Origin of the sequence: Candidatus Nitrosopumilus sp. (genome assembly GCF_028278985.1) — an archaeon.
GTDB lineage: Archaea > Thermoproteota > Nitrososphaeria > Nitrososphaerales > Nitrosopumilaceae > Nitrosopumilus.
Map to the genome: position 1 here is coordinate 1 of NZ_JANQTA010000001.1, position 23,021 is coordinate 23,021.

Here is a 23,021-nt window from a genome sequence, read left to right on the forward strand (position 1 = left end):
GGGCCTTCTGAGAGGATAGGCGAAACAATGGACCAAGTACCAGCTAGTGAAGGAGTTGTTCCAATGGATATGCCATCAATGAACACTTCCACTGTGGAATCATTTTCAGCAGTGCCGAAGAGTGTAGGAGTGTTATCGTTTGTAACATCACCATTAGTATGAGAGTCGATTGTAATTGTAATAGAAGTATCAATTGTAATAGTAACAGGTAATGCAGATACTGTATTTCCTAACGTGTCAGTTGCAGTGGCAGTAACAATACGAGGGCCTTCTGAAAGTGCAGAGGCAGGAGTTAGTGACCAGTCGCCTAGTGCATCTACAGTCGTAGTTCCAACGGATATACCATCAATGAACACTTCCACTGTGGAACCAATTTCAGCAGTGCCGAAAAGTGTAGGAGTGTTGTCATTTGTGGTAGAGCCATTCAAAGTAGGATCAAATGAAACGTTTGTGGTTGTATCAACAGTAATTGTAACAGAATCAGCTACAGGAGTAGAAGTTCCAGAAGCACTAGTGGCATCGATATCAGTAACTACAATTGTGTGTTGACCATCAGTAAGAGTAGAAGGTGTAACAAAAATCCAACTACCTGTTGCATCTGAAGTAGTTGTCCCAACAACAACTCCATCAATACTCAATTCAATATCATGCAAAGGTTGAGCAGTACCAAAGATAGTAGGAGTCGTGTTTGTAGTAACAAGACCATCAATTGGCGAAGTGATACTGATTGGGTTAGGACAATCAGAACATGTAAACGTGGATGTACGTGGGTCCAGATAAGTTACAGCAGCACCAAGATTAGTGGTTTGAACAGTAATGAAAGTAGAGGTATCAGTACCAGTTGCACCAAATTCAAAAACAATTACTGCAGAACCTGGAGATTCATGGGAAGTTTGGCCCATGTCACATGTGACAACAGCTCCGGTAGCAGGAGGAGGAGTGAGTTCGCTACAAATACCACTACTAAACGCAGAGCTGAAAATTAGTCCAGGAGCACCTTCAACAGTAAGTATTGTGTTTTCGGCAGCATCAGAATCCACAGGGAGATCAACGTTGACAAACATTGCAGCAACACCGCCATATGCGGGAGGATCAGGAAAGAATTGAGCAGAATTAGATACATCAAGCTGAGTGGTTCCATGGTCTGCAAATACAGAATCCATAGAAAAAATAGAAATGCTTGATGCAGAAACGACCAGCAATGAACAGATCAAAATAAGATTTAGTGATGTTTTCCTACTCTGCAACACAAAGATTCTGGAATTTTTGTATAATAACTTAGGCAAAACATATCAAATTTGGGAAATTTGAAAAAATAGTGTAATATAATGAAATTACAAGTCTTTTAATCATATATGAGGCCAGGATAATACTCGTTCATCATTTCTTCTAGGAACTCGCTAGCTCTGGAGGATTCCTGCTCCAGAGTTTGCTGTAAGTCAGATTTACCAGACGGTTCATTAGAGATAGGATCATCAGGATAATACGCAATATCTGATTCTTCAAACACCATTCCAGGATAATGCAGCGCCATCATGTCGTCTAATAACAGACTAGCTCTGGAGGATTCCTGTTCCAGAGTTTGCTGTAAGTCAGGATTATGTGCTTGTTTATAACGTATAGGTTCATCATAAGAAAAAATATCATCAATCTCCTCATATGGATCATCCAAGCACTTTGGACACAATTCTTCCATTATACTTTCAGCAAGAAACATTTGGTGGATTTGGTGTACTGAGAAATGATCAGAATATCTATGATAAGATATAGCGTCAGAAGCATCATTAAATGAATTATCGAAATCAAGGTACTTTATTGCATAAAGTTTGTCATAGTTAACCAAAGCAGAATCTGTTTCTGGCGTAATTTTTTTCCAAGCATTATCTTCTAGAATCCAGTCGTCTCCGTTTGCATCAACGGATTTATTTTCGGCAATTTCAATTAATTGATAGGTTTTTCCTTTATAGACTACGTTATGTGTTTCTACCAAATCAAGTGGATCATCAAGGACTAAAATGCCTGGATCAAAGTAATTCTGTTTACCATTTCGATTAAAATCCCAAACATCAACAGATACAATATTAGAGTCCAGACTAGTCCTAAAAGCGTGATAAAATGTAATGTAAAGGCATTGACTATTGATTATAGTACAATCTTTTTCTTCAGCAATTATTTCTACATTGTCTAAAACATTTTCCGAATCTATAACAGAAACCATTTCAGAACCATCAAAATTCCTATCCCAATTAATTATTATTTGACTGTCGTTAAAAATATCACCTTGTTTCAAACCAAATGCAACTCCTACATGTGCAATATTTTGAGGGCCTTCATCTTCATACAGTATTAGAGAAAGAGTGTTTTTTTCACCTACAGAAGTTGTAACAAGAGGAAAGAGAGTACTGTGGGAAGTCACATCAACAGTATTTTCATTGTAAGAAAACCCATTCTCTACTACCATCCTGTTAGTATAAAATTTCCCAAGAGTTGGAGATACACAATTTTGATCACAATGACCCCCATAATTATCAGAATTATCAGAACCCCCACTAGCTACAGTACATGAAGCAGATGTATCACATGAATTGATCACTATAGCACTACTAGCCCAGTTAGCCGTATTTGTAAAAGTCCAACTCATAGAAGTATCTAGATTCCCAGACTGTGTTGACGCACCAGTAAGAAAATTTACAATCCCAGAAGTAAAATAACTGAATTGTAGAGATTGATTAGGACCTATGGTTGGAGCTACGCCAGAAGAGGAACTTGATGACATGATATCTGTTGCATATTGATCAGCAGTGCTAGCTATTGTAACAGAAGGAGTATTGCTTGTACCAGTTGCATCAGAGTTTGTAACTCCAGTGTTACCTACAATTGGAGTAGTTTGATCTACACGACTAAAAAGACTATAGGAGGCAGCAGCAGCTCGTTTGTCAAAAAGGCCACCATAATCACCAACGTCGTCTGAGAGAGTTACAATAATGTTGCATGTTTGTGATTGCGTTGGAGCAGTCAGAGACCAAATCTCATTTCTAACATGATCTGCAATTTGTATTACAGAGCCAGGTACTAAAGTAAAAGATTGATTCACAGAACAACTAGTTCCAGTTGGACCAAATGTAACAGATGTCACAGTTGTGTCAGTTGCAATTGAGGCAATATCATGATTGTCTAAAGCTACTGTAACAGTAAGTAAACGATCTGATTGAGTTCCTATAGAGACATTGGGTATTGTAATGGTACCGGTTCTTGCATCAGTGGGTGTAACTTGAATTCCTGCAGAGCTTTCCACTACCGGAGGTGCAGCATATGCCAAGTTGACTTGAGAAAATATCAATACTAGTAAAAAAACGGCAGTCAGAAGATAATCAAACTTAAAAAAGATCAAACACATTCAACTCTTGTTTTGATAAAATGATAATGCAAGTATGTCAACATAATTGATTGCATAATATGTCAAAAAATAGAAAAAACACCTTAAAAATTAAAAGAGAATGTTCCAATATTGGGAAAATATGATGTTGTGATTATGGCTTAGCCAATCAGAAAATGATGACTAGTCAACATCTAGACACAATACAAAGTCTTGACTTTGTAGAGATTGCAATTATTGATATGATTGCAACTGCTAGAATCATGGCTGCGATTGTACCAAACTCTGGGACTACAAAGGTGCCAATTATTTCAATTTCTTCAGCGCCTGCTGGAAATGCTATAGTGAGGACTCTATCTGTTGATGATTTGATTTCATCAAAGTCAGCTTCCTCTCCATCAATTAAGACAAAGAAATCATGGTCTTGGCCATTTATTGTTGCATCCAAAGTCAACCTATGAATTGTCAAGGTTACATAACCAGAATTAATTGCATCTATCGAAACAATTAATGACTTTGCATCAACATCGGGAAAAACTTCCAATAGCTTTCCACCTGTTATCTCATACTTTATCAAATCATCATAGTCACGAACTAAAACAGTGGAACTAATTGCGTTAGAACTGTCAAACACAAAAGATTCCAAGGGTCCTTCAAATTCAAACGATGTTGTAGATGAATAATTTTCTGCACCATACTGAACTGTAACAGTGTAGGTGCCAATTTGCGTCATAGAGTCACCAGCAATAATTTGAGCATTGAATTTCTTATCAGCATCCACTGGAACTAGTTTGAGTGCAGCTAGACTTCCATCAGAAAAAGTCACAATTACATTTGCATGAAGTACAGAATCAATATCTTTAATTTCGCCACTAATGAAAATTGGTTCGCCATAAGTGTAGGATGCCTTATCAGTAGTAACTAGAATTGTGCCTTCAGCAAATGCTGGAACTTGTCCCAAAATTGCTATCAAAACCATACATAAAGAAAATACTGTCAAAACAGAGAGCATCATTTATGACCAAAATCAGTATTATTTATTGATTCATGAGATTCATCACAAAAACATACTTGTTTTTTCTCAACATCGGTTCTTATTTTTCATTTTTATTCATGAATAGTTAGAAATCATGACCTAGATTTTTAATAATAATTAAGAAAATGAAAAAAAAGTAAATGAAAACCAATATGTACACAGATTGTACCTACTTAACGCTTTGTCAGAATTAGAAATTACAAAAGTTATTTTCTGTTCTAAAAATTGAAAAAAAAACTAAGTGTACTGGTTACAATCCTCACATAGGATCTGTCGGTCAACAGGCAATAGACCCATTTGTAGTAGATAGAGAGCAGTTTGTGGAAGTTGAAATGAGTTCTTGCATCAAGAGCACGTTGCAATCATGATTACATATTTAGATCTAACTTGCATTTCAATGAATTGTTTTTAGTGTAACAATCTGTCACATTAGAATACTACAGCAAAACAATTTCATGATTTGTTTGAGAGAAAAGAGTTGAAATTATTTTAAAGTAAAGCAGAAAGGAATCAAATTCTTGCAAAATCAGGCTTGCATTTTGCCAGTCTTGATCTAGATCTAAGTCTGTAATTACAACAAGGACATCTAATTCCTTCAAAATTTATCCAGGTATCACACATCTGGCATCGCTTTTGGCCTTGGCCATAACGTGGACCTTCATGTGGTTTTTTTGCCTCAAACTGTTTGCATTCTCCGTTACAATTAGGATAAGGTATAGAATTTTGATACATCATAGAACACTTGTTTGTAGTAAGATACGATTCATGTTTACAAGATAACAGACAGAATGAATTTGTTCATCTGTAACGTTTCCACATTTATGGCATAAAAACTGTATTGCGTCATTACACACTTCACATTTTTTATTAGTTTCTAATTCCATTCCACATTTTCTACACGAATCAATTCTCATTGATTATGGTAGGGCATTTTTTGATTTAAACAATGTGAAAATTAGAAAGAGCTAATTAGACTGAGCTATTTTTTCTGAATTTTTAGAACAGAAAATAAAAACAATTTTTTGTGTTACTTTGTGTTGCTACGATTTTATCAGATCTAAAATCAAAAAATGGTAGAAATAAATAATACATAATATGAACTTCATACATGTCCTTTGAAATTTTCTACAAATTCAAGAAAGAGGAAAAAACATATTCCTGCACAGTCACTCATGAACAATACAAAAATCTCAGAAAACTTCCAACAATTGAGCAATGTCAGGTAGTTAGAGAAAATGAAGAAAACATCGAAAAATACATGAATGAAATGCAAAAGGCACTTGATTTGGCTGTAAAAAATGACACTAGTCATATCCGGCAACTATCACAGATCATAGATTCCAACTGATTTTAGAGTAAAATGACCTCTGCATTAGGCAAAAGAGCGCGCCACTAATCCCTTTAGATCCATAGATGTCAGGAAATAATTCAGAATTATTCATTCTGCATATACGTTAGAAGATATTGTCAGAATTAATCGTGAGAATCTCCAACTAGGCCAAAACTGTTCTTGTCCTGATCATATACAGTACACATTGTTCCTCCCCAGACTTGTTTTTTGGGCTCAGTGACTTCAACTCCTTTTGATTTTAGTTCCTGGAATGTTTGTTCAATTTCTTTTGCATAAAACCAAATCCCTGTAGGCTGACCAATTCTTTTTTCGGGATTGTCAGGTACATTTTCTGCCCAGTCTTTCATAGAGAGAGGATCAACTAAGCTAACTACAGTCTTGGAATCTTTAGGACCAACAACAATCCATCTAAAACCAGCTTCAGATGTATCTAGTTTTTTTGTAAATCCAAGTTTTTCTGTATAGAAATCTAATGCCTTTTGTTGGTCTGAAACCATTACAATTACTCCTTCAATCTCGTCAATCATGACAAAATTACCTTACTGACACTCATAAAGAATTCGAATCTGTTAAGGCTTGAACTATTTTACCATCTATTTTTTCCAAGAGCATATTGAGGCAAATAATAAAAAGTCCACAGGATAGGACAAGGAAAAATAAAATCAGAAGGGATCAGATAATTCTGTTTGATTTTTATCTGGCCTGTAAAGCAAATGCTCTTGTGATTTTTTTAGATGTTTTCTTTCTTGGTTTGTCATCTAACAAAAGCTGTTTGGATATTGCTCCGACTACTTCGCTTGCGACAAAAGGCTTAATGACGTAGTCTGCAGCACCTCCTGATTTTATTGCCTCATTGATAATGTCCTTGTTGTCCCTAGTTGAGGCCACTATGATTTTTGCTTGTGGATGATGTTTTTTGACAGCAATCATTGCCTCAATTCCACCGACTTCAGGCATCATAATATCCATCACTACAATGTCTGGTTTTGTCTCAATGTATTTTGAAACAGCCTCTTTGCCATTTGTTGCCTCATAATAATAAAATCCAACTTTGGCATCTTTGAGGATGCTTTTGATTTTTGCTCTAAACGCTGCTGAATCATCCACTATCAAAATTTTACAAAAACGAATGGATTGCAACAAACTGTTATTTCATTAGATAATAAATAAGAAATTGTCAGCTCAGAAAAAACACTATTTGAAAAAAGCTATGTCCAAATGTGAGGAAGATTGTTTAATTTGTCCAAACATATCCTAATTTAATTAAAAAAATCATGAAAGTTGTGAAGATCCTACACATTGAGGACAACGAAGACATTGCAGAACTATTTCAAGAAATGATCGAAATATTAGGCCACGATTACGAATTTGTAACAGACGGGAAGGAGGGTGTCAAAAGAGTGACTGAAGGTAATTTTGACTTAATTTTCTTAGATATTACCATGCCTAGATTTTCAGGATTTGATGTGTTGTATGAATTGTTAAATCATCATCATTCAGGCAAAATTGTGGTGATAACTGCAAGTGAGCTTAGCACTTCTCAGACAAGTGAATTAGAAGAACTAGAAGTGTATGAGACAATCAAAAAGCCAGTTATATTAAATTCCCTTTCCAACCTTCTTGATTCGTTTGAGAAGAAAATGATGGACATCCAGCATTAGGGTTTTCTAAAGTTTTTGAAAATACATTTTCTCAATTAAAAATTTGCATTACATGTTTGAAAGAAGACTAAACCTTCTTTTTCTTAGCACATCAAGACTTTGTTCTAGCTCGTCCTCTAATTCGCTAGACACACCTTCAAGAATTCTTCTCTGAATTGCATCAATTTCATTTTTTATTAAAAGTAATTCATCAGAATCACTGATTGGCCAGTAATGCGGATTAGGATCATTATCATCATCGCTGATTCGCCAAAAAGTCTCATCAACTACCTTACCATCTTTTATTTCAATCTCTTTTTTCCACGTGACAGTTTCAGGATATGATTTGGTAAAATAGATAGTCTTCTTCATGAATTTTTATGAGAAATCTTTGTCAAAACCTTCTGTCTGTCCAGTACAAGCTGACAATACAATTCAAAGGAAGTGTGCCAAAAATTGTTAATGCACAATCAGAAAACAATTACAGCAAAAACAAAGTTAAGAAAAATCACATGCAGATTTGAACTAAGAATGGACAATTCAGAATATAAAACATCAAGGATGAAAGAATAGCAATCATGAATCAGTGTCCATATTGTGATGTTTGGTTGAAAAGCAAAGGATTTTTGAAACGGCACATGCAATTAGTACACAAATCATAATACCCTAACAGTCCAGACGAATTGCAAAAAATAATCATGGAGATAAATCAGGTTCAGAGACAGGTAGAAGGGGGCTTGTCGCTGAATTTTCAAAAGGCATTTGAAGCAAAAATCTTTCGATTAAGGAACAAGAAAGAGGAGATTTTTCAGCACATACAAGAATGAAACATACAAGTACATCAAACAAAGATTAAATTATTTCTAGAAGAAAACTATAAGGGAAAGAAATTTCTCAAGTTCATTAAATTTAAGAGAGGTTTTTCATCATCTCCTTCAATTTCCGTACTGAGGACCTATGTGTCCAAAACAAACACTCTAGTTCATTTATTTTACAAGCACGAATATTTTACATGCGTAAATTTATGGTCAGAAAAGATGATGGAGAGGTAGATCCTGAAAAAAGAACACTGTATTTCTCAGACAAACAAAGACGATCAAAATCACTTTTAGAGCAGGAGGGAAAGGACATCAAGGAAGAATCCTTTGCTAAGAAAGCCATTGCCAAAATTGATGAGGAAATAGAAGATAAAGAAAGCAGAACTCTGTTCTCAGAATCGTTTGAGCTAATTGAAAATTTCAATAATGAAAAGATGAAGCGGATGTACAGCCAGTTATCAGAAGAAAAGCAGCTATCAAAGGAGCTAAATAACAAACTAAATGCCAACTTGTCTAAAATTGCAAATGCAGAAGCAGAGTTAGTAGATAGAAAAAAGAAGCTAGAAGAAGAGCTTGAGGTGAAAACTGAACAGCTAATAGAATCAGAAAGATTTGCAGCCATTGGAGAATTGTCCTCAAGACTAGCACATGATTTGCGTAGTCCGTTAACTGTAATCAAAGGAATGGTTGGGATTCTAAAGCTGAAAGAAGGCAGAATCATGGATGATGCTGTGATTAAAAGGCTTGAGCTAATGGAGAAATCAGTTTTTCGAATGACTCACCAGATTGAGGGAGTGCTTGATTATGTCCAAAAGATGCCACTGAAAAAGAAGGAAGAGTCATTAAAAGACATAATTCAGACATCATATTCTTCGATAGAGATTCCACCAAACATCACCATCTACCCTCCCAAAAACGACATAGTGTTCAACTGTGACTCTGTAAAGATGGAGGTAGTGTTTGAGAATTTAATACTAAATGCAATTCAAGCAATTGGGGATAGCAAGGGACGCATCTTCGTAAAACTAAATGAAAATAACAAAGTTGTGATGGCCACAGTCCAGGATTCGGGAGAGGATATTCCGTTAGAGGAACAAGAAAAGATCTTTGAGCCATTGTTTACCACAAAGCAGGAGGGGACAGGCCTTGGTTTGTCAAGTGTCAAAAATATTGTTGAGTTACATGGAGGCCAAATTGCACTAAAGGCCAGTCCAAAGAGATTCGCCATGATCTTTCCAAAAGAGGAAAGTGTAAAAACTGAAGAAGGAAAATAATCTAAAGAGAAACGAAGGCCTTCGTTTCCCTTGAAAACCAAACTAGTAACTAGCTAGGTACTCTCGGAAGATATGATATTTAAGTATGAATATCATAATTTTTATGATCATATTATAAAAAACAACAAATCACAAATGTACCAATTAGATTAAAAATAATTTTGTCCCACAAATCATATGCATGAAAACTATTCTGTGGACAAATACGATATTGATGTAGTATGCAATCAAACTGGATGCACCAGAATTACTGCAGAAAAAATTCTAAAGAAGAACAAAGGGAATCTAGTAAAGGCAATAAAAGAAATCACTAGCAAAAATCTCTGAAAGCATAATATTTTCAGTTGCATGCCTCAACAGAATTTGAGTCATTCATAAAGATTTGATTTTCAAAGGACTTGAATTATTTTAAAAGTGACAAGAGTTCTTCATTATTTACTGGCTTTTCTAAAACACTAACTCCTGAAGCAAATGATTGTAATTTTATTTCGGCAGTAGCAAATCCAGAAATCAGGACAATTTTGCATTTTGGGTACGCCTTTTTGATTGACTCAATAACATACAACCCGTCACGTTTTGGCATTTGATAGTCTGAAATAATGAAATCTGGTTTGTGTTTTTCATATAATTCTAAAGCATATGCTCCATCACTTGCTGTGCCAAAAACTTGGATTTTATGCATTCTTAGATAGCTTGAGAGATTATCGATTGCTTCTTGATCATCATCAATAATCAATACGGATGTCATAATACAGGATTGCAACTGATTCCAATATTCTCACGTATGTTTAATCTGAACAGATATGAATCAAAAAAAACTGTAGGAATACAAAACAATTCGTGAATGCCACGTTTTACGTTTATACTAGTACTGTCTTCAAATGTACCAATTTTGTTTTAATCTCTCTGTGCGTATCAAAACTGTCTAACGTCCATGGGTGGGAAACCAAGTAACTGCTTATTCATCTAGTTTCTCACCCAATTTGTTTTTTGTTTTGCCCCACTAGTATAGTTAGCACGCCAACAATAATTTTACAAGTATTGTCCAAGTTAATCCTTGAGTGGGATTTATGAAATCAATTTGATATACTAGTTACAGTTCTTCAGATAATTTCTTAATGTGACTTGTGTCGTTCTTAAATGCTAAATTCAATGCATTCTGCATTTCTTTTTTGTAGTTCTCAATGTTTTTTACATTGCCTCTGATCACTTCGCATTTTTTCACTATAGGAAGTTTTTGGAAATTTTTATACTGAGAATACGTTACAGTGCAAACAGAATATTTTGCATCGCCATCAAATTTGTATTTTATTTTAAATGCCAATAACATATATGATATGATAAATTAATTTAAAAACAAAACGAAAGTTAGAACAAGCTAATTGGTTTGAGATAGCAATTCCAAGTTTCTAGAATATCTTTGAAAAATTATTAGCTGAATCTAATTAGTCCCATCTAATTTTCATGTTGCTTAAATCTATGAAAGAACATAGAGATGCAATGAGAATTGATTCTTGCAGAAAGTGCGGAACCGAATTGGAAATCAAGAACAAATGTCATTCATGCAATGAACCTACTAGTTTCCAATGCAAAAACTGTTTGAATATCACTGATGAACAAATACATTCGCAATGCAATACCCCGTTATTGATTGTATCATCTTTCAGGTGAAATAAATTGAATTCACACCATGTTCAGAAATCATTTGACTGCAAGCACACAAAATCTGTGTTTGATAATGATACAGGCGAAGAGATTTGCAGGAATTGTGGCCAGGTGTTGGATCAAAAAACTGTTGACTTTTCATATGAGGGATTTTCTGAAAACTACCAAAACATGAGAACAGGTCCAAGAATCACTAACAGGATACATGATGGCGGACTATCCACAGTCATGGGACGATCCAACTACGATTCCAGTGGAAATCCTGTGCCTTACAAGGCCAGAGGATCACTGAACAGAATGAGAATTTGGGACTCAAGAAGCAAGTCAAGAACAACATCAAACAGAAACCTCATTATCGCCCTATCTGAAATGGACAAATTAAAGGAGAAGATGGCACTGTCTGAATCCATCATAGAGAAGTCATCGTATTTTTATCGAAAGGCACTAGAGCAGAAACTGATCCGAGGCAGGACCATCAAAGGAATGGTTGGTGCGTGCGTTTATGCAGCATGCAGGGACCTTGGGACCACAAGAAGCATTGCAGAGATTTCAAAACATCTTCATGAAAGAAGGCACACCATTGCACGAAGTTACAGAATGCTGTTTCAAAAGCTCAGACTGGATGTGCCAATTACAAATCCTGTAAACAGCATAGTCAAATTCTCAAACAACCTGAACCTTCCAGAAAAGGTAAAGCGAGATGCAGTAGAAATTTTCGAGTCTTTGAAAAAAGAGAAAGTTATTGCAGGAAAAAAGCCTGATGCAGTTGCAGCTGCATCTGTTTACATGGCATGCATTCAAAACAACAAAGATATATCTCAATTCAAAATATCGGAGATATCAGGGATTAGTACAGTAACCATTCGCAACAGATTAAACGAATTTACAAAGTACGTGCCACTGATATAGGAAGCCAGGAAATGGGATTTTCTTGCAAAGGAATTTGTCATCTGAAAAAGGCTGCAAACATTCCAAACAAAATGAGATATGAAGAAAACCATCGTTTTTGTGGATTATGTTCTTGTTATTTCGATCCAATCTTTGTTCGCTGTCCTTGTTGCAAGGCAATGCTTCGAATCAAACCTAGAAGGAAGAGCAGAGAAACAAAATAGGGCGTTACTTTTGTTATTGATGATTCTACATGCAAAAAACTTCTAGTTCTTCAAGCCAAGAAATAAGAAAACAAGACTATTTTACGACATTAGTCATCATCGTCATCATCATCGTCATCATCATCGTCATTATTTTTATTGGCATTATTTGGAGAATTTTGGTTAGAAGAGCTATCACTAGGACTCATTCCACTGTTATCTTTATGCTTGATGCCTTCGTTGGTTTTTTTGCTGGGCTCCTCACTTACAGATGTTGGTATTTCGTTAATCTGTGATGTCTTCTTTTCACTTTTCTCACTGATTTGTTTGTCCCTAACCTCTTTGATTTTCTTTTCCGTATCACTTGTGGTTTTGATTACATCATTAAGGGATTGTTTCAGTTCTGATTCAAATATAGGGTTAATTGTACTAAGTACATTTTCATTTATGTGTGAAATACCAAAATTAGGAAATTCCTCTTGTTCATGAACAAGTACTTCTTCTAATAACGACTCATCAGAATTAAATTGTATCAAACTAGGGAGATCTGTATTTTCTTGAGATTTTAAGGCTGTGACGGAATTCTCTTTGTCTTGTTTCTCTTTATTTGCCAATATTTTTTTGATGTTTTCCTTGATCTCTGTCAGCTTGAGAATAGTCTTTTCATCAGTAGTTTGAGTTATTGTTCTGTCAATTGCAGGTATTGCTAGATTCCAATTTTTAGAAGCAATTATCTCTTCTAGAGAGATCATATGATGGACATTGTTTACTTTTCCTCCATTAGCATCATCGGTAAGTTTTGCTCCGATTTTGTTTACAAGTTTTTGATATGCTTTTTTGGTATCAGTTTCTTTGATAGTTTTTTCGATTGATTGAGCTCTGTCTTTTTGGATATTTTGTTTGTTCTCTAGATTTTCAAAAATAATCTTGTTTTTCATAGTTTGAGAAAATATTTTCTTTTCCTGAACAGTTAATCCGTTTTCTTTTTCATGTTCTTTTAGATTATTTTCATACTTGTCTAAAACAGCGTAATAGTTATTTTGTAAGTGTTCATAAATTATGTTTATTCTGTCATTACTCCTATTGTTTGCTTCATTAATTTTCAACATTGTTTTTGTAATCTGATCAATCTCAAAAGACATTGTTCCCATAGACATGTCCTGAAAACTGTTATCAGTATTCTTCAAAAGAGATAATTTTTCATTTGTCTCTAACATTTTTTCAGTCATATCATCACGATTCATTGCATATGCCTCTTGTGATACTGTTCCAGAAACAGCCAGCATCGCACCAAGTATAGCCACAAATGTCAACATTTCAAAGGACCTCATCTTAGTATGCTAATGAGAAGTGACTTCTCATAACAAGGGCGGATCCATAAACACATTTGAGGTTCCAAAATGGAGTATTATCATCATAACTTGGTATTTTTTGGATTCAGAAGGTAGCAAAAATTCATTCTATTTTGAGCCTTAGAGAGTAATAAAAAGTTCAGAGGAAAGATCATAACATTATGAAAATTTGGCACATAGTCTTCGATAACTACACGAGAACAGGTTCAAAAGACTTGATGGCTTTGGAAAATGATTCCAGATGCAAACGTACTGTTTGCCTGGGCAGGAAACGTGATGACTATGGTGTCGCCTACTGAATATGCCGCATCACCATCATCAGGATCATCAGCTACTGCCGAAGAAATTTCCGATGCAGCATATGCACTAGATGCAAGTAGTGGAACGACGCCGACACTAAAAATCATCACGACAATTATTACAAATTGCATCTTAATGAAATTCAATACTCTTCATTTGAGCTTGACGTACAATAGCAGTAGCATGTTTAGATTACACAATCTCACATACGATTGTATACAAATGCATGTAAAAGAAAACATTGAAACTAGTTAATTGGATTGCGCACCTTAATTCCTGTTTGACGTGCAAGAATCATTTTCTAGATTGTATCCATAGGGACATTTTTTAAAAGATTGCATGATTTCAAAATAAACTTTGGAGAATAGATCAATATTGTCAATTGCTTCTTCATTATTTTTTAGATTCTTAAACGCAGTCATAGTTAATCTAGACATTTGTTCCAAATCCCTGTTTTTAAGAAATTGAGAACTTCCCATGATCGTGTCTGCTGATTGAATCATTTTTGAAATTAACCTCTCATCAGAAGGGGTTTTTGCCAAGTTTTGGAGGTTATTGACAATGGTTGATGACAGAACATGGCATTCCTCTTTGAATGCCTTTGAATGCTTTTTGTCTAAATTCATGTTCAGAAACTATCTGCTATACATAATAGTAATTAGGTGAGTTTTTTGAACAGACATTATTGAAAACCAAAAACACGATGTTGTTTGACAATTAAGATTTACAGGCAAGCAGCAGCATAGTCACTAGTCTGTTTTGAAATGTTGTTTTAACAATCTAGAACATTTCATGGTTTTAAATCAAATATATTTTTACAAATAGATGCTTGGTAAAAAAACTAACTCCTGCTTTGGTTGACAAATACGACATCGCTCAGAAAATGCTAAAACAATTGGCAAATTTAGAATCCAGAACTGTTTTGTTTTCAATAATCAAAAAACAAGAAACAGTTTCGGAAATCTCCAAAAAAACAGAAATTCCTCTAAGTACAGTATATGTGATAATTTCAAAACTGTTTGATAGTGCATTAATTGTAAAAAAATACAATTTGAATGACGATGGGCGTCGTACAGTATGGTATCAGAGCAAAGTCAAAGAAGTTTGTATCAATATAACAAAATTTGAACCCGAAATATCGTTTAAGAAGAACACGCTGATGAAACATGGGAAGACAAGCCAAACTTAAGATCTGTATTCATTGTGGAAACGTGTTTACTGTCTATTATTTATCAAGAAATAAAAAATCATGTCCAAAGTGCAAGTGAGATCTGATTCCATAAATGGCCTGCAGAGGAATTTGTGAGAGAAACAGGGCTGAGACAAGATAGGGCACGGGTATCAAAAGATGCACCTTGTGTGATGCATCCTTGGAATATAATGGCGTGCAATGCCCGTGCTGCAGAATTCACCATACTACTTCCATTTGCACAAATTTTTTTCAAAAATAGTTGAAACAGTAACAGGACGCATTTGTAATTTTTCTTTATTTTCATCTATGCAGTTGGAACATAGATAATGGGATTTGTCACAATAATTGCAATAGATTTTTTCGGTTAATGGATTGATTTTACACATTTCACACATGATTTGTCCTTTAAGATCATTTGAAACCATTCTTCATTCACTGACTTATTTTTCAACAACATGAATTTTCTTCCATTTGCTTCCTCTAGGAGAAGTTCTCAGTTTGTATCCACAACATGGACAATGAGAACCATACCAGTTGAGGAAGATTTCACAGTGTTGGCATCTTTTTTGTCCAGAAATGTATCGCTTTCCATCCGAAGGACGTTTAGATTTATAATTTAAACATACAAGTTTACATAACATAAACAAAAACGGTAAAAGTAGATAATAACAATATCAATAATTTTCAAATTCTAATTTACCAAAATAGAATAAGACGTTAACTTTCATTAAACATAATTTTATAATAAAGACTTGTAATTTCATAAATCTATAATAAGTTTTAGAGTGCATTACTAATGTCATATGTTACACTGACATTAGCCCTAGAAATGTAATGTAGGACTAGAGAAATTGAAAACCAAATGAAAATAGTTGTTCATCCTATTAACGAGGGAGTATTTCTATTGGCATTAGTCAATATGGTTTTCAATTCTCTAATTTGTTTAGGTTTTTTCATGCAGTTGAAGAATGAACATGTGTTTGGATTTCTTCAATAGAATTACAACATTTACAGATGGTAGAAACGATCAATTTACATTGATTGCACTTTGAGTATTCTTCAATTTCGCAACCACAGATCCTGCATAATTCGCTCTTCAAATTAATCATAAAAAGAATAGGAATGATCAGTCATTTTGATAAGACTGATAGAATTGGCATGACATCCCATTGGTACAATTCATAGGTCAAAATTCCAGAGCAAATATCTTCATATTTCTTGTAAAATGCTCTAGCTTCCTCCTCTGTAGCCTCAAAAACAGCCATAGAAGACAATGCATTGTCAAAAGGTCCAGAAAGCATGATTCTTCCATTTGCATGCCACTCATCCACTAATGCAGAAACTTGTGGAGATATTCTTTGCAAGTCCTGAGGATTGGTATCTTGCTTCAAACTACTTACAATCACCCATGGTTTAACATCAGATTGACTCATGACAAATATCAACTAGAAAATTAATTAAATATAATGTTCAGTATAATTTCTTATTTTACCATCATAAAACAAGATAGAAATTTGGATAAGAGTAGTACAAAAGTTTAGAATAACAAAAAGTAACAACAGTCACCTATAATTAATTTGAAATGTAACAGGATTTGACCGTGCGTGATCTGACATCACTACAAGTTAGCTTGGTCAAAGATCATTGGAAAAATTGGAAATTGCAATAGTTCTCCATCATGCCGACCAGGTAGTATTGCTATTGGCGTTTTGTTATCATCAATTTTCCAATGATCAAATAAAATTATTTTAAAAATTTACTTTTTCGTTTAGCTCTGAGTTGGGTTCCACAACATGGGCACGTAATTCCTTCAAAAAACATGTAGATATTACAAGATGTGCATCGTTTTGTACCGACATCATATCGTTTTTTTTCAGATTTGTATCGCTCACAGATTCCCCTACAAGTCAATGCGAACACTTCTTTCGACATTTAGGACATTGGTTGTAACCAGGATAATGATTTGTGAAAAAAGAACCACAGTCAGAGCATGAGGAAAATTTTACAAACAAAGTCAATACAGAGAAAAGAAATTTGAAAAATTAAAACAAGATCTTTATTTTACAAACATAGAATAATTGTTAAAAAATCATTGGTCACTGAAATGCCAGTAGAATCTTCCAGAATTATAATAGCATAATAGCAACCAATGACAATTAGTTCAAGCTAATCAGAGATAATTAAGATGTCTTTTAGTATGAAGAGTTGTTCTAGAGATATGGAATAAAAAATTCAACCCGATTTGAATAACTAAAGGAAAAACTGCAGAATTACGGATGTATTCCATATAGGCAGGAAATACAAAGTAAAGTATACGGCATAATTCAGATACTTGGATCTCTTGAATAATTGAAAAACGACGACATATCTCAAAAAAGCCATTTCAACTAAGACAAAAGGCACAAGATAAACATGCTCTGGAAGAAGATGGTTAATCAATGGATTCAATTCATTAAAAGAAAGAGATATTGCGATCAGAGTTGTTAATCCATCAAGACTACCACCCAACAAAATATGATCCCATTTTTGGCGAAAATAAGAGTAATAGGCTCTAGGAGAAAACTCATTTTTTACAAGATTCTTCACAGCTTCAAGAGACAGCATAATTTTATGAAACAAAAAATAGTTTATTCAGACTAGCTTGTACACATACTCAACACAATGCATATTACTAAAGAATCCTGAACGCAATGAAATCAAGAAGTTATGGAGTGGATAGAGAACATTACATCAGAAAAACACCATATTAATTGAAAATTTTAAAAATTTTTGAATAGAATCCAGAATTTGAAAATAAAGTAACTATAGTTGACTCAACATTTTAGAATGAAAAATAAGAACGAGGGATTAGAATTATTTTTGAAAATAAAATTAAGAAATGTTGGATTGCATTAAATGTAATATACTTAATTTGATCAAATGTGGGTTCAAGACAAGACACTGCATGTATGCAGCACACCATTGCAGAAATAAACGGTGAAAATATTTGCATTCACTGTGGAATAGTTATGAGTAGAGTGGAAGTTCAAGGAGTGAACGATTGGAAAACACACAACATTAAGCTTACAGTTAATCCAAAGTTGTTCAATACCGCCTTAAAAATTACACAGAATTTACATCTGCCACAATTTGCACTAAATACGATTACTCAGGTTTCAACAAAATTAATTTTAAAAAAAGTTACGAAGAAAAATGCATTACTGTATGGAATTGTGTATGCATGTAGAATTCATAACATTCCAAGGCTTTTGACAGATATTGTTTATGAGATGGAAAAAATTAGCGGCACACCAAAAAGAAATTCAGAAAAAACACTACTAAAAAAATTAAATCAAATTAGTAAAATTGCATTTTTTGAAGACATTGTAATTCAACCTCCAGATAAAAAATATTATCTACAAGCATATCTTGCAAAAATTCAGAAACATGTTGAAAAGGAAACATCAGCTGATTATTTTAATACAATTAGAGTAAGAGCGGAAAAAGCAATTCAAACATCAAATTTGGAACCATCAATATGTGCTGAAAAAGCCATAATCAAGAATATTTCGACAGTTCTGATGAGCGATATTAGAAGGATAATTTTTGAGAGAGAAAATGAGAAGTAAGATTATAAAAATTTGGAAATTAGAGCCAAATCCATGGCACTTCAGGATATTATCAAAAAAAGATCAACAGTCACTTATCAGTGAAATTCAAAAAAAATCAATGAATTCAATTCCTTTACCAATTGTAGCTTCAATTGAAGGAGGGTTTTACATTGTTGACGGTCACAGTAGAATTCAGGCAGCAAAAGAAGCAGGAATTAAAGAAATATCATGCATGATAAATTCAGAGATTAAGAGCTATCAGGAATTAAGAATCGAATCATTCAGGCTGAACAGACACGGATATTCAAATCCTCTGCAGCTTTCAGACATGTTTAATGAAGATGTCAAAATTCACAAGAGCTCTGAAGAAGTTGCAAAAATCTATGAAGTGAATGAGGATTTTGTTCATACATTGATGAACATCAACAAGCTACATGAAGACACCAAAGTAATTGTTCAAAAAATTATCACGGTCGCAGGTAAAAAATATCGCTCATTATTAGATCAAATTAGTCCATTACATATTTCAGATCTTTCAAAACTTCATCCAGAAAAACAAATAGAGTTAGTAAAATGGATATTTCATGATATAATGTACGGGCCTCCTATAGAATCACACATTTCAATTCCAAGTATCCTAGAAATAAAAAAAGAAATAGAGAAAATCAACGATGTTAAAGAACACAACAAATACAAGAAAAAATCCACTCTGGCAAAAAAACAAATTCCCGTACAATGCAGATGCGGATTAAAATATGAAGTTGATTTTAAAACAAATACAATTTACGAATATGAAGATATTGGGAATCTTACTATAAAAAAAGAAATAATTAACAACATAGAAGATTCCATGGTTTTTTCCTCAAAAAATTATACCCTAAGCGAACTAAAGCAAATCATTGGAAAGAATTCAAAAGGAAATGAAATTAAGATAATCATCACTAAAGGAATAGAAAATGAGGATAGGCAATAATGAAAAAACTGTTCTGAGCATAATTAAAAAACATCCAGATATTTCAGAAAACTCACTGCACATCCTATTTTTGTTAGTCACTGGAAAAAAATTACGGTTATGGAGAACTATAGAGTCATTAAGAGAAAAACAACTTATCGAAGAAGGGAAATTTATTTTAAAAAATTTTGAAATTAAAATTCCAAATTTAGAACTGAAAGAAGACTTTCTAAATAAATATTCAAACATAGATGAAAATTTAAGATTAGGGAAAAAAGAAAAATTGATTTTATTTATCCTATCTAAAATTAAAAGTGCATCATTTCAATTTTTGATCAAGTGTACTGAAGAATCTAAAGAAAATCTTTTTCCAGTTGTACAAAGATTAGAAGAACAGGAATTGATTCAAGGATACCATTCACCAATTCGACATGTAAATTCTAATGGTAAGCGATATAGACCAAAACACTACCAGATAACCAAACTAGGGTTTTTAGTTAAAGACATCAAATTAACAGATTTTCAATGTGATAATAAAATACTTAAAACAATTTCAAAAACTGAAAAACAAATTAAACAAATGGAATATGATTTTCAAGACATTCTAAACGTTAACCAATGAAAAGAATGCCATGAAAAGTAGGATGAAATTGAAAAACAAGATGTTACTTGGTGGTATTTAGAATTTCAAACAGTTTTTCAGAATCAGTATGAATGACAATAGATTCAATTTGAGATGTATCAAAAAAGGTATCTGAAAAATTTAGAATTAATTCAGACGTTGTAGACATAGGAAGAACACGAGTCTGATTTTCACCATTACTTGTAAAATTCTTTCCGTCTAAATCCAGAATTCGAAATGAATTTTGTTCTGATAAAGAACCATCCACAATAACATTTGAGACTGTAATGTTTTTTAATCCATAATTGTAAACAAACACACGTACGGTTTCTCCGTAAGTAGGTGATGATTCTTGGAACATGTCAATAAATTCCAATAATTCAGAAATTTGGTTTTGGTTTAATTGCATGGATTCTTTTACACTTAGTGCTTCACCCAAAATTCTCGTCTCAGATGCGGCAATGTAAAAACCCATTCCAGCAAGTACTACCATCATCACAAGAACTGCACTTACGATTTCGCTAACTGCTCGTCGCCTCAAATTGAACCAACCGTCTCAATCGTGATAGGGATTAATTTTGATGTGGATGAAGCATCACTAGTAGCATTAATTTGTACAGAGTAGGTATTTCCTAAGGTGAAATTTAGACAAGGTAAGCCTTGCGTGGAATCATTAAAAAACTCTTTCACAGTAGTGCTAGATTGAGGTTCAATAGGAGCATCAATAGATGAGAGCACCCATTTGTTGTTGCTATCAAGAGTAGTTGAAATGGTGGCATTAGAAATCAACAAAGTTCCAGTATTAGTAATGGTCGCCAAAAAAAAACATCCTGATGAAGAATCTTTTTGAATTGCAAGATCGGTTATCAGATAGTCTATGTCTTCAAAGAGGGTCAATAAGACTTGTGTGTACATACCATGAAATAACGCTCCACCAACTAATGAAATTCCTATCAAAATCATCACGGCAGAGATCGGAGACACTGCAGAATGCTTTCCCATCATATATAACGTAAAAATTTTCCATATAAGGAAAATAAAAGATAAACATGTGATGGAGATTAACAAAAAAATTCCCTTTAAGACGTCAGAAAAAACCAAAGACATAAAAAATAAAAAATCATTTAAAAAATCACAATTCAAATCTCAATCAAAAAACTCACCTTTTAGCAAAATTCAAAAAATGCTTACAGGTTCAGCATTACCTAAAAAAAGTAATTTGAAATTCATTTTACAAAATCTGACAGTAAGTAGTCTAGAGAATTATGAAATTATCAAAACATATCCAATAGGGGAATGTACCATCTACATAGCAAAAGACAATACTGGAAAATTATCATACATGGCTCAAGAACCAGAGATTGATGAAGGTGGAAAGAGAGCATATACACAAATAATGAATTATTTGTTCGTATCCCTTACCTATGAAATTAATGAAAAAGAAAAAAACCTGGAAGAGTTTGTACGTAAGAGAATTTTAGAAATTGGAAAAGAATTAGGAATGTTCAGAAAAACAGCATTACTGATTGAGGAATTGACATATTATGCAATTAGAGATTCATTTGGATATGGAATAATTGATGTTTTGATGCATGATCCAAATATTGAAGATATTTCAGAAGAGAACTTTTTGCATCCAGTAGGAGTCGCACATAGAGAGTTTGGAGATTTTGGATTACTTGATACCAACATAAGATTTTACACTATGGAATCAGCAAATTCTTTTGTTCAGAAATTAGTTCAAAAAACTGAAAAAAGTATGACAGCAGCAATTCCATATATTGACACAATGACCAAGCAAGGTCATAGAATTGCAGCAACTTTTGGAAAAGAAGTGTCCTTACCTGGACCAAATTTCACCATAAGGAAGTTTACTGAAGAACCAATTACAATAGTTAAATTATTACAATTTGGAACGTTGGATTTACTAATTGCAGCATATGTTTGGCTATTACTCGAATCAAAGGCATTTGTACTAGTTACGGGCTCAACATCTGCAGGAAAAACCACCACTATAGGCGCATTAAATTCATTGATCAACCCACAAATGAAAATCACAACCATAGAAGACACGCCAGAGTTGAAGATCAATCACAGACATTGGCAAAAGCTCATCACAAGAAAAACATCCAGTCTTTTTGAAGACAAATACGAAATTACCATGGATGATTTAATCAGACTGTCTCTTCGTTCAAGGCCAGATTACATTATTGTAGGCGAAGTAAGAGGCGAAGAAATTTCATCGCTGATTCAGGCAGTGGCCACAGGACACGGTGGCCTAACCAGTTTTCACGCATCATCCCCAGAATCAGCATTTGTAAGAATGGAAAGTCCGCCTATGAATGTCCATGTAGGAGGACAAATGCTGATTTCAGTAATTTTACAACAAAACAGATTAGTTGACGCACATGGAAATTCATCGAGAAGAATAATCAGAATAACTGAAGTGATTCCCAAAGATAACAAAGTTTCACTTGAAACAATTTTTGAATGGAATGCAGAACAGAAAAGATTTCTTCCAAATAATGTTTTAGGAGTTGTAAAAAAATCTGCAAGATTAGCAGAGATTGCATTAACAAATGGTTGGAAGGAAGAGGATCTCATTGCAGAGTTAGTAATTAGAATGGCATATCTCAACAACATGAGAGAGAAGGGAATTGTAAAGTTTGAAGATGTTTCAAAAGAATTTGAGAAATTTTACTTTCTTCCAATGGAGAGATATAAGATACTTTTAGAATCAACAGCAGAATTTTTAAAATAAA

At 33.8% G+C, this 23,021-nt stretch carries 26 protein-coding genes; 10 read left to right on the forward strand and 16 right to left on the reverse strand.

Going from position 1 to position 23,021, the window contains the following annotated elements:
- From Q0941_RS00005 to Q0941_RS00020, 4 genes are all read right to left on the reverse strand, one after another.
- Positions 1-1,202 (reverse strand): Ig-like domain-containing protein (locus Q0941_RS00005; RefSeq protein ID WP_299290072.1); only part of this gene is annotated, 1,202 nt, incomplete at its 3' end.
- Between the two features lie 143 nt (positions 1,203-1,345).
- Positions 1,346-3,391 (reverse strand): hypothetical protein, encoded by a 2,046-nt coding sequence (locus tag Q0941_RS00010; protein WP_299290074.1) that lies wholly within the window; start codon positions 3,389-3,391, stop codon positions 1,346-1,348.
- Between the two features lie 172 nt (positions 3,392-3,563).
- Positions 3,564-4,391: a PEFG-CTERM sorting domain-containing protein gene (locus Q0941_RS00015; RefSeq protein ID WP_299290076.1), complete on the reverse strand. Its 828-nt coding sequence runs from the start codon at positions 4,389-4,391 to the stop codon at positions 3,564-3,566.
- Between the two features lie 752 nt (positions 4,392-5,143).
- Positions 5,144-5,326, reverse strand: coding sequence for a hypothetical protein (locus Q0941_RS00020; protein WP_299290078.1), 183 nt, complete (start codon positions 5,324-5,326; stop codon positions 5,144-5,146).
- Positions 5,327-5,520: 194 nt separating this feature from the next.
- On the opposite strand from Q0941_RS00020, the gene Q0941_RS00025 reads away from it, so the two are divergent.
- A complete protein-coding gene (locus tag Q0941_RS00025) occupies positions 5,521-5,760 on the forward strand; it encodes a hypothetical protein (RefSeq protein WP_299290080.1) in 240 nt (79 codons plus the stop codon).
- A 125-nt stretch (positions 5,761-5,885) separates the two neighbouring features.
- Here the strand turns inward: Q0941_RS00025 and Q0941_RS00030 are convergent, their stop codons facing one another.
- Both Q0941_RS00030 and Q0941_RS00035 read right to left on the reverse strand, forming a co-directional pair.
- Positions 5,886-6,290 carry a VOC family protein gene (locus tag Q0941_RS00030; RefSeq protein WP_299290082.1) on the reverse strand — a complete coding sequence of 135 codons (405 nt, stop codon included), beginning with the start codon at positions 6,288-6,290 and terminating at the stop codon, positions 5,886-5,888.
- Between the two features lie 166 nt (positions 6,291-6,456).
- A complete protein-coding gene (locus tag Q0941_RS00035; protein ID WP_299290084.1) occupies positions 6,457-6,870 on the reverse strand; it encodes a response regulator in 414 nt (137 codons plus the stop codon).
- Positions 6,871-7,037: 167 nt separating this feature from the next.
- Between Q0941_RS00035 and Q0941_RS00040 the strand changes: the two genes are divergently transcribed.
- Positions 7,038-7,424, forward strand: a complete 387-nt coding sequence (locus Q0941_RS00040; RefSeq protein ID WP_299290086.1) for a response regulator — start codon at positions 7,038-7,040, stop codon at positions 7,422-7,424.
- 48 nt (positions 7,425-7,472) lie between these two features.
- Here the strand turns inward: Q0941_RS00040 and Q0941_RS00045 are convergent, their stop codons facing one another.
- Positions 7,473-7,775, reverse strand: coding sequence for a hypothetical protein (locus Q0941_RS00045; RefSeq protein WP_299290088.1), 303 nt, complete (start codon positions 7,773-7,775; stop codon positions 7,473-7,475).
- 652 nt (positions 7,776-8,427) lie between these two features.
- Between Q0941_RS00045 and Q0941_RS00050 the strand changes: the two genes are divergently transcribed.
- Both Q0941_RS00050 and Q0941_RS00055 read left to right on the forward strand, forming a co-directional pair.
- Complete coding sequence (locus Q0941_RS00050) at positions 8,428-9,495, forward strand: sensor histidine kinase (RefSeq protein WP_299290090.1); 1,068 nt, start codon at positions 8,428-8,430, stop codon at positions 9,493-9,495.
- A 177-nt stretch (positions 9,496-9,672) separates the two neighbouring features.
- Complete coding sequence (locus Q0941_RS00055; RefSeq protein ID WP_299290092.1) at positions 9,673-9,822, forward strand: UBA domain-containing protein; 150 nt, start codon at positions 9,673-9,675, stop codon at positions 9,820-9,822.
- A 76-nt stretch (positions 9,823-9,898) separates the two neighbouring features.
- Here the strand turns inward: Q0941_RS00055 and Q0941_RS00060 are convergent, their stop codons facing one another.
- Together Q0941_RS00060 and Q0941_RS00065 are read right to left on the reverse strand one after the other, a co-directional pair.
- Positions 9,899-10,258: a response regulator gene (locus tag Q0941_RS00060; RefSeq protein WP_299290094.1), complete on the reverse strand. Its 360-nt coding sequence runs from the start codon at positions 10,256-10,258 to the stop codon at positions 9,899-9,901.
- Between the two features lie 330 nt (positions 10,259-10,588).
- Positions 10,589-10,819 (reverse strand): hypothetical protein, encoded by a 231-nt coding sequence (locus Q0941_RS00065; protein ID WP_299290096.1) that lies wholly within the window; start codon positions 10,817-10,819, stop codon positions 10,589-10,591.
- 353 nt (positions 10,820-11,172) lie between these two features.
- Here Q0941_RS00065 and Q0941_RS00070 point away from each other — a divergent pair, with 353 nt between their 5' ends.
- The gene (locus Q0941_RS00070) at positions 11,173-12,069 is read left to right on the forward strand and encodes a transcription initiation factor IIB (RefSeq protein ID WP_299290098.1); all 897 of its coding nucleotides are present in this window, start codon (positions 11,173-11,175) and stop codon (positions 12,067-12,069) included.
- Positions 12,070-12,361: 292 nt separating this feature from the next.
- Here Q0941_RS00070 and Q0941_RS00075 read toward each other — a convergent pair whose 3' ends face one another.
- From Q0941_RS00075 to Q0941_RS00085, 3 genes are all read right to left on the reverse strand, one after another.
- Positions 12,362-13,567: a hypothetical protein gene (locus Q0941_RS00075; protein ID WP_299290100.1), complete on the reverse strand. Its 1,206-nt coding sequence runs from the start codon at positions 13,565-13,567 to the stop codon at positions 12,362-12,364.
- 242 nt (positions 13,568-13,809) lie between these two features.
- On the reverse strand, positions 13,810-14,034 hold the full coding sequence (locus Q0941_RS00080) for a hypothetical protein (RefSeq protein WP_299290102.1): 225 nt from the start codon (positions 14,032-14,034) through the stop codon (positions 13,810-13,812).
- Positions 14,035-14,172: 138 nt separating this feature from the next.
- Entirely contained in the window at positions 14,173-14,529 is a 357-nt protein-coding gene (locus tag Q0941_RS00085; protein WP_299290104.1) for a hypothetical protein, read from the reverse strand.
- A 203-nt stretch (positions 14,530-14,732) separates the two neighbouring features.
- On the opposite strand from Q0941_RS00085, the gene Q0941_RS00090 reads away from it, so the two are divergent.
- The gene (locus Q0941_RS00090; RefSeq protein ID WP_299290106.1) at positions 14,733-15,092 is read left to right on the forward strand and encodes a DUF742 domain-containing protein; all 360 of its coding nucleotides are present in this window, start codon (positions 14,733-14,735) and stop codon (positions 15,090-15,092) included.
- 1,133 nt (positions 15,093-16,225) lie between these two features.
- On the opposite strand, the gene Q0941_RS00095 is transcribed toward Q0941_RS00090, so the two are convergent.
- The gene (locus Q0941_RS00095; protein ID WP_299290108.1) at positions 16,226-16,528 is read right to left on the reverse strand and encodes a hypothetical protein; all 303 of its coding nucleotides are present in this window, start codon (positions 16,526-16,528) and stop codon (positions 16,226-16,228) included.
- Between the two features lie 817 nt (positions 16,529-17,345).
- Positions 17,346-17,699, reverse strand: coding sequence for a DUF5658 family protein (locus Q0941_RS10415; RefSeq protein ID WP_367277448.1), 354 nt, complete (start codon positions 17,697-17,699; stop codon positions 17,346-17,348).
- Between the two features lie 317 nt (positions 17,700-18,016).
- Here Q0941_RS10415 and Q0941_RS00100 point away from each other — a divergent pair, with 317 nt between their 5' ends.
- From Q0941_RS00100 to Q0941_RS00110, 3 genes are read left to right on the forward strand one after another with little or no spacing between them, the layout of a single operon-like run.
- Complete coding sequence (locus Q0941_RS00100) at positions 18,017-18,703, forward strand: hypothetical protein (protein ID WP_299290110.1); 687 nt, start codon at positions 18,017-18,019, stop codon at positions 18,701-18,703.
- The gene (locus Q0941_RS00105) at positions 18,693-19,658 is read left to right on the forward strand and encodes a ParB N-terminal domain-containing protein (protein ID WP_299290111.1); all 966 of its coding nucleotides are present in this window, start codon (positions 18,693-18,695) and stop codon (positions 19,656-19,658) included. The genes Q0941_RS00100 and Q0941_RS00105 overlap by 11 nt, the downstream gene beginning before the upstream one ends.
- Entirely contained in the window at positions 19,642-20,259 is a 618-nt protein-coding gene (locus Q0941_RS00110; protein WP_299290113.1) for a hypothetical protein, read from the forward strand. Before Q0941_RS00105 ends, Q0941_RS00110 begins: the two co-directional genes overlap by 17 nt.
- Before the next feature lie 43 nt (positions 20,260-20,302).
- Here the strand turns inward: Q0941_RS00110 and Q0941_RS00115 are convergent, their stop codons facing one another.
- Positions 20,303-20,800 (reverse strand): hypothetical protein, encoded by a 498-nt coding sequence (locus Q0941_RS00115; RefSeq protein ID WP_299290115.1) that lies wholly within the window; start codon positions 20,798-20,800, stop codon positions 20,303-20,305.
- The gene (locus Q0941_RS00120) at positions 20,797-21,261 is read right to left on the reverse strand and encodes a hypothetical protein (RefSeq protein WP_299290117.1); all 465 of its coding nucleotides are present in this window, start codon (positions 21,259-21,261) and stop codon (positions 20,797-20,799) included. Before Q0941_RS00120 ends, Q0941_RS00115 begins: the two co-directional genes overlap by 4 nt.
- A 52-nt stretch (positions 21,262-21,313) precedes the next feature.
- Here Q0941_RS00120 and Q0941_RS00125 point away from each other — a divergent pair, with 52 nt between their 5' ends.
- Complete coding sequence (locus tag Q0941_RS00125) at positions 21,314-23,020, forward strand: type II/IV secretion system ATPase subunit (protein ID WP_299290119.1); 1,707 nt, start codon at positions 21,314-21,316, stop codon at positions 23,018-23,020.
- Position 23,021: the final 1 nt, after the last annotated feature.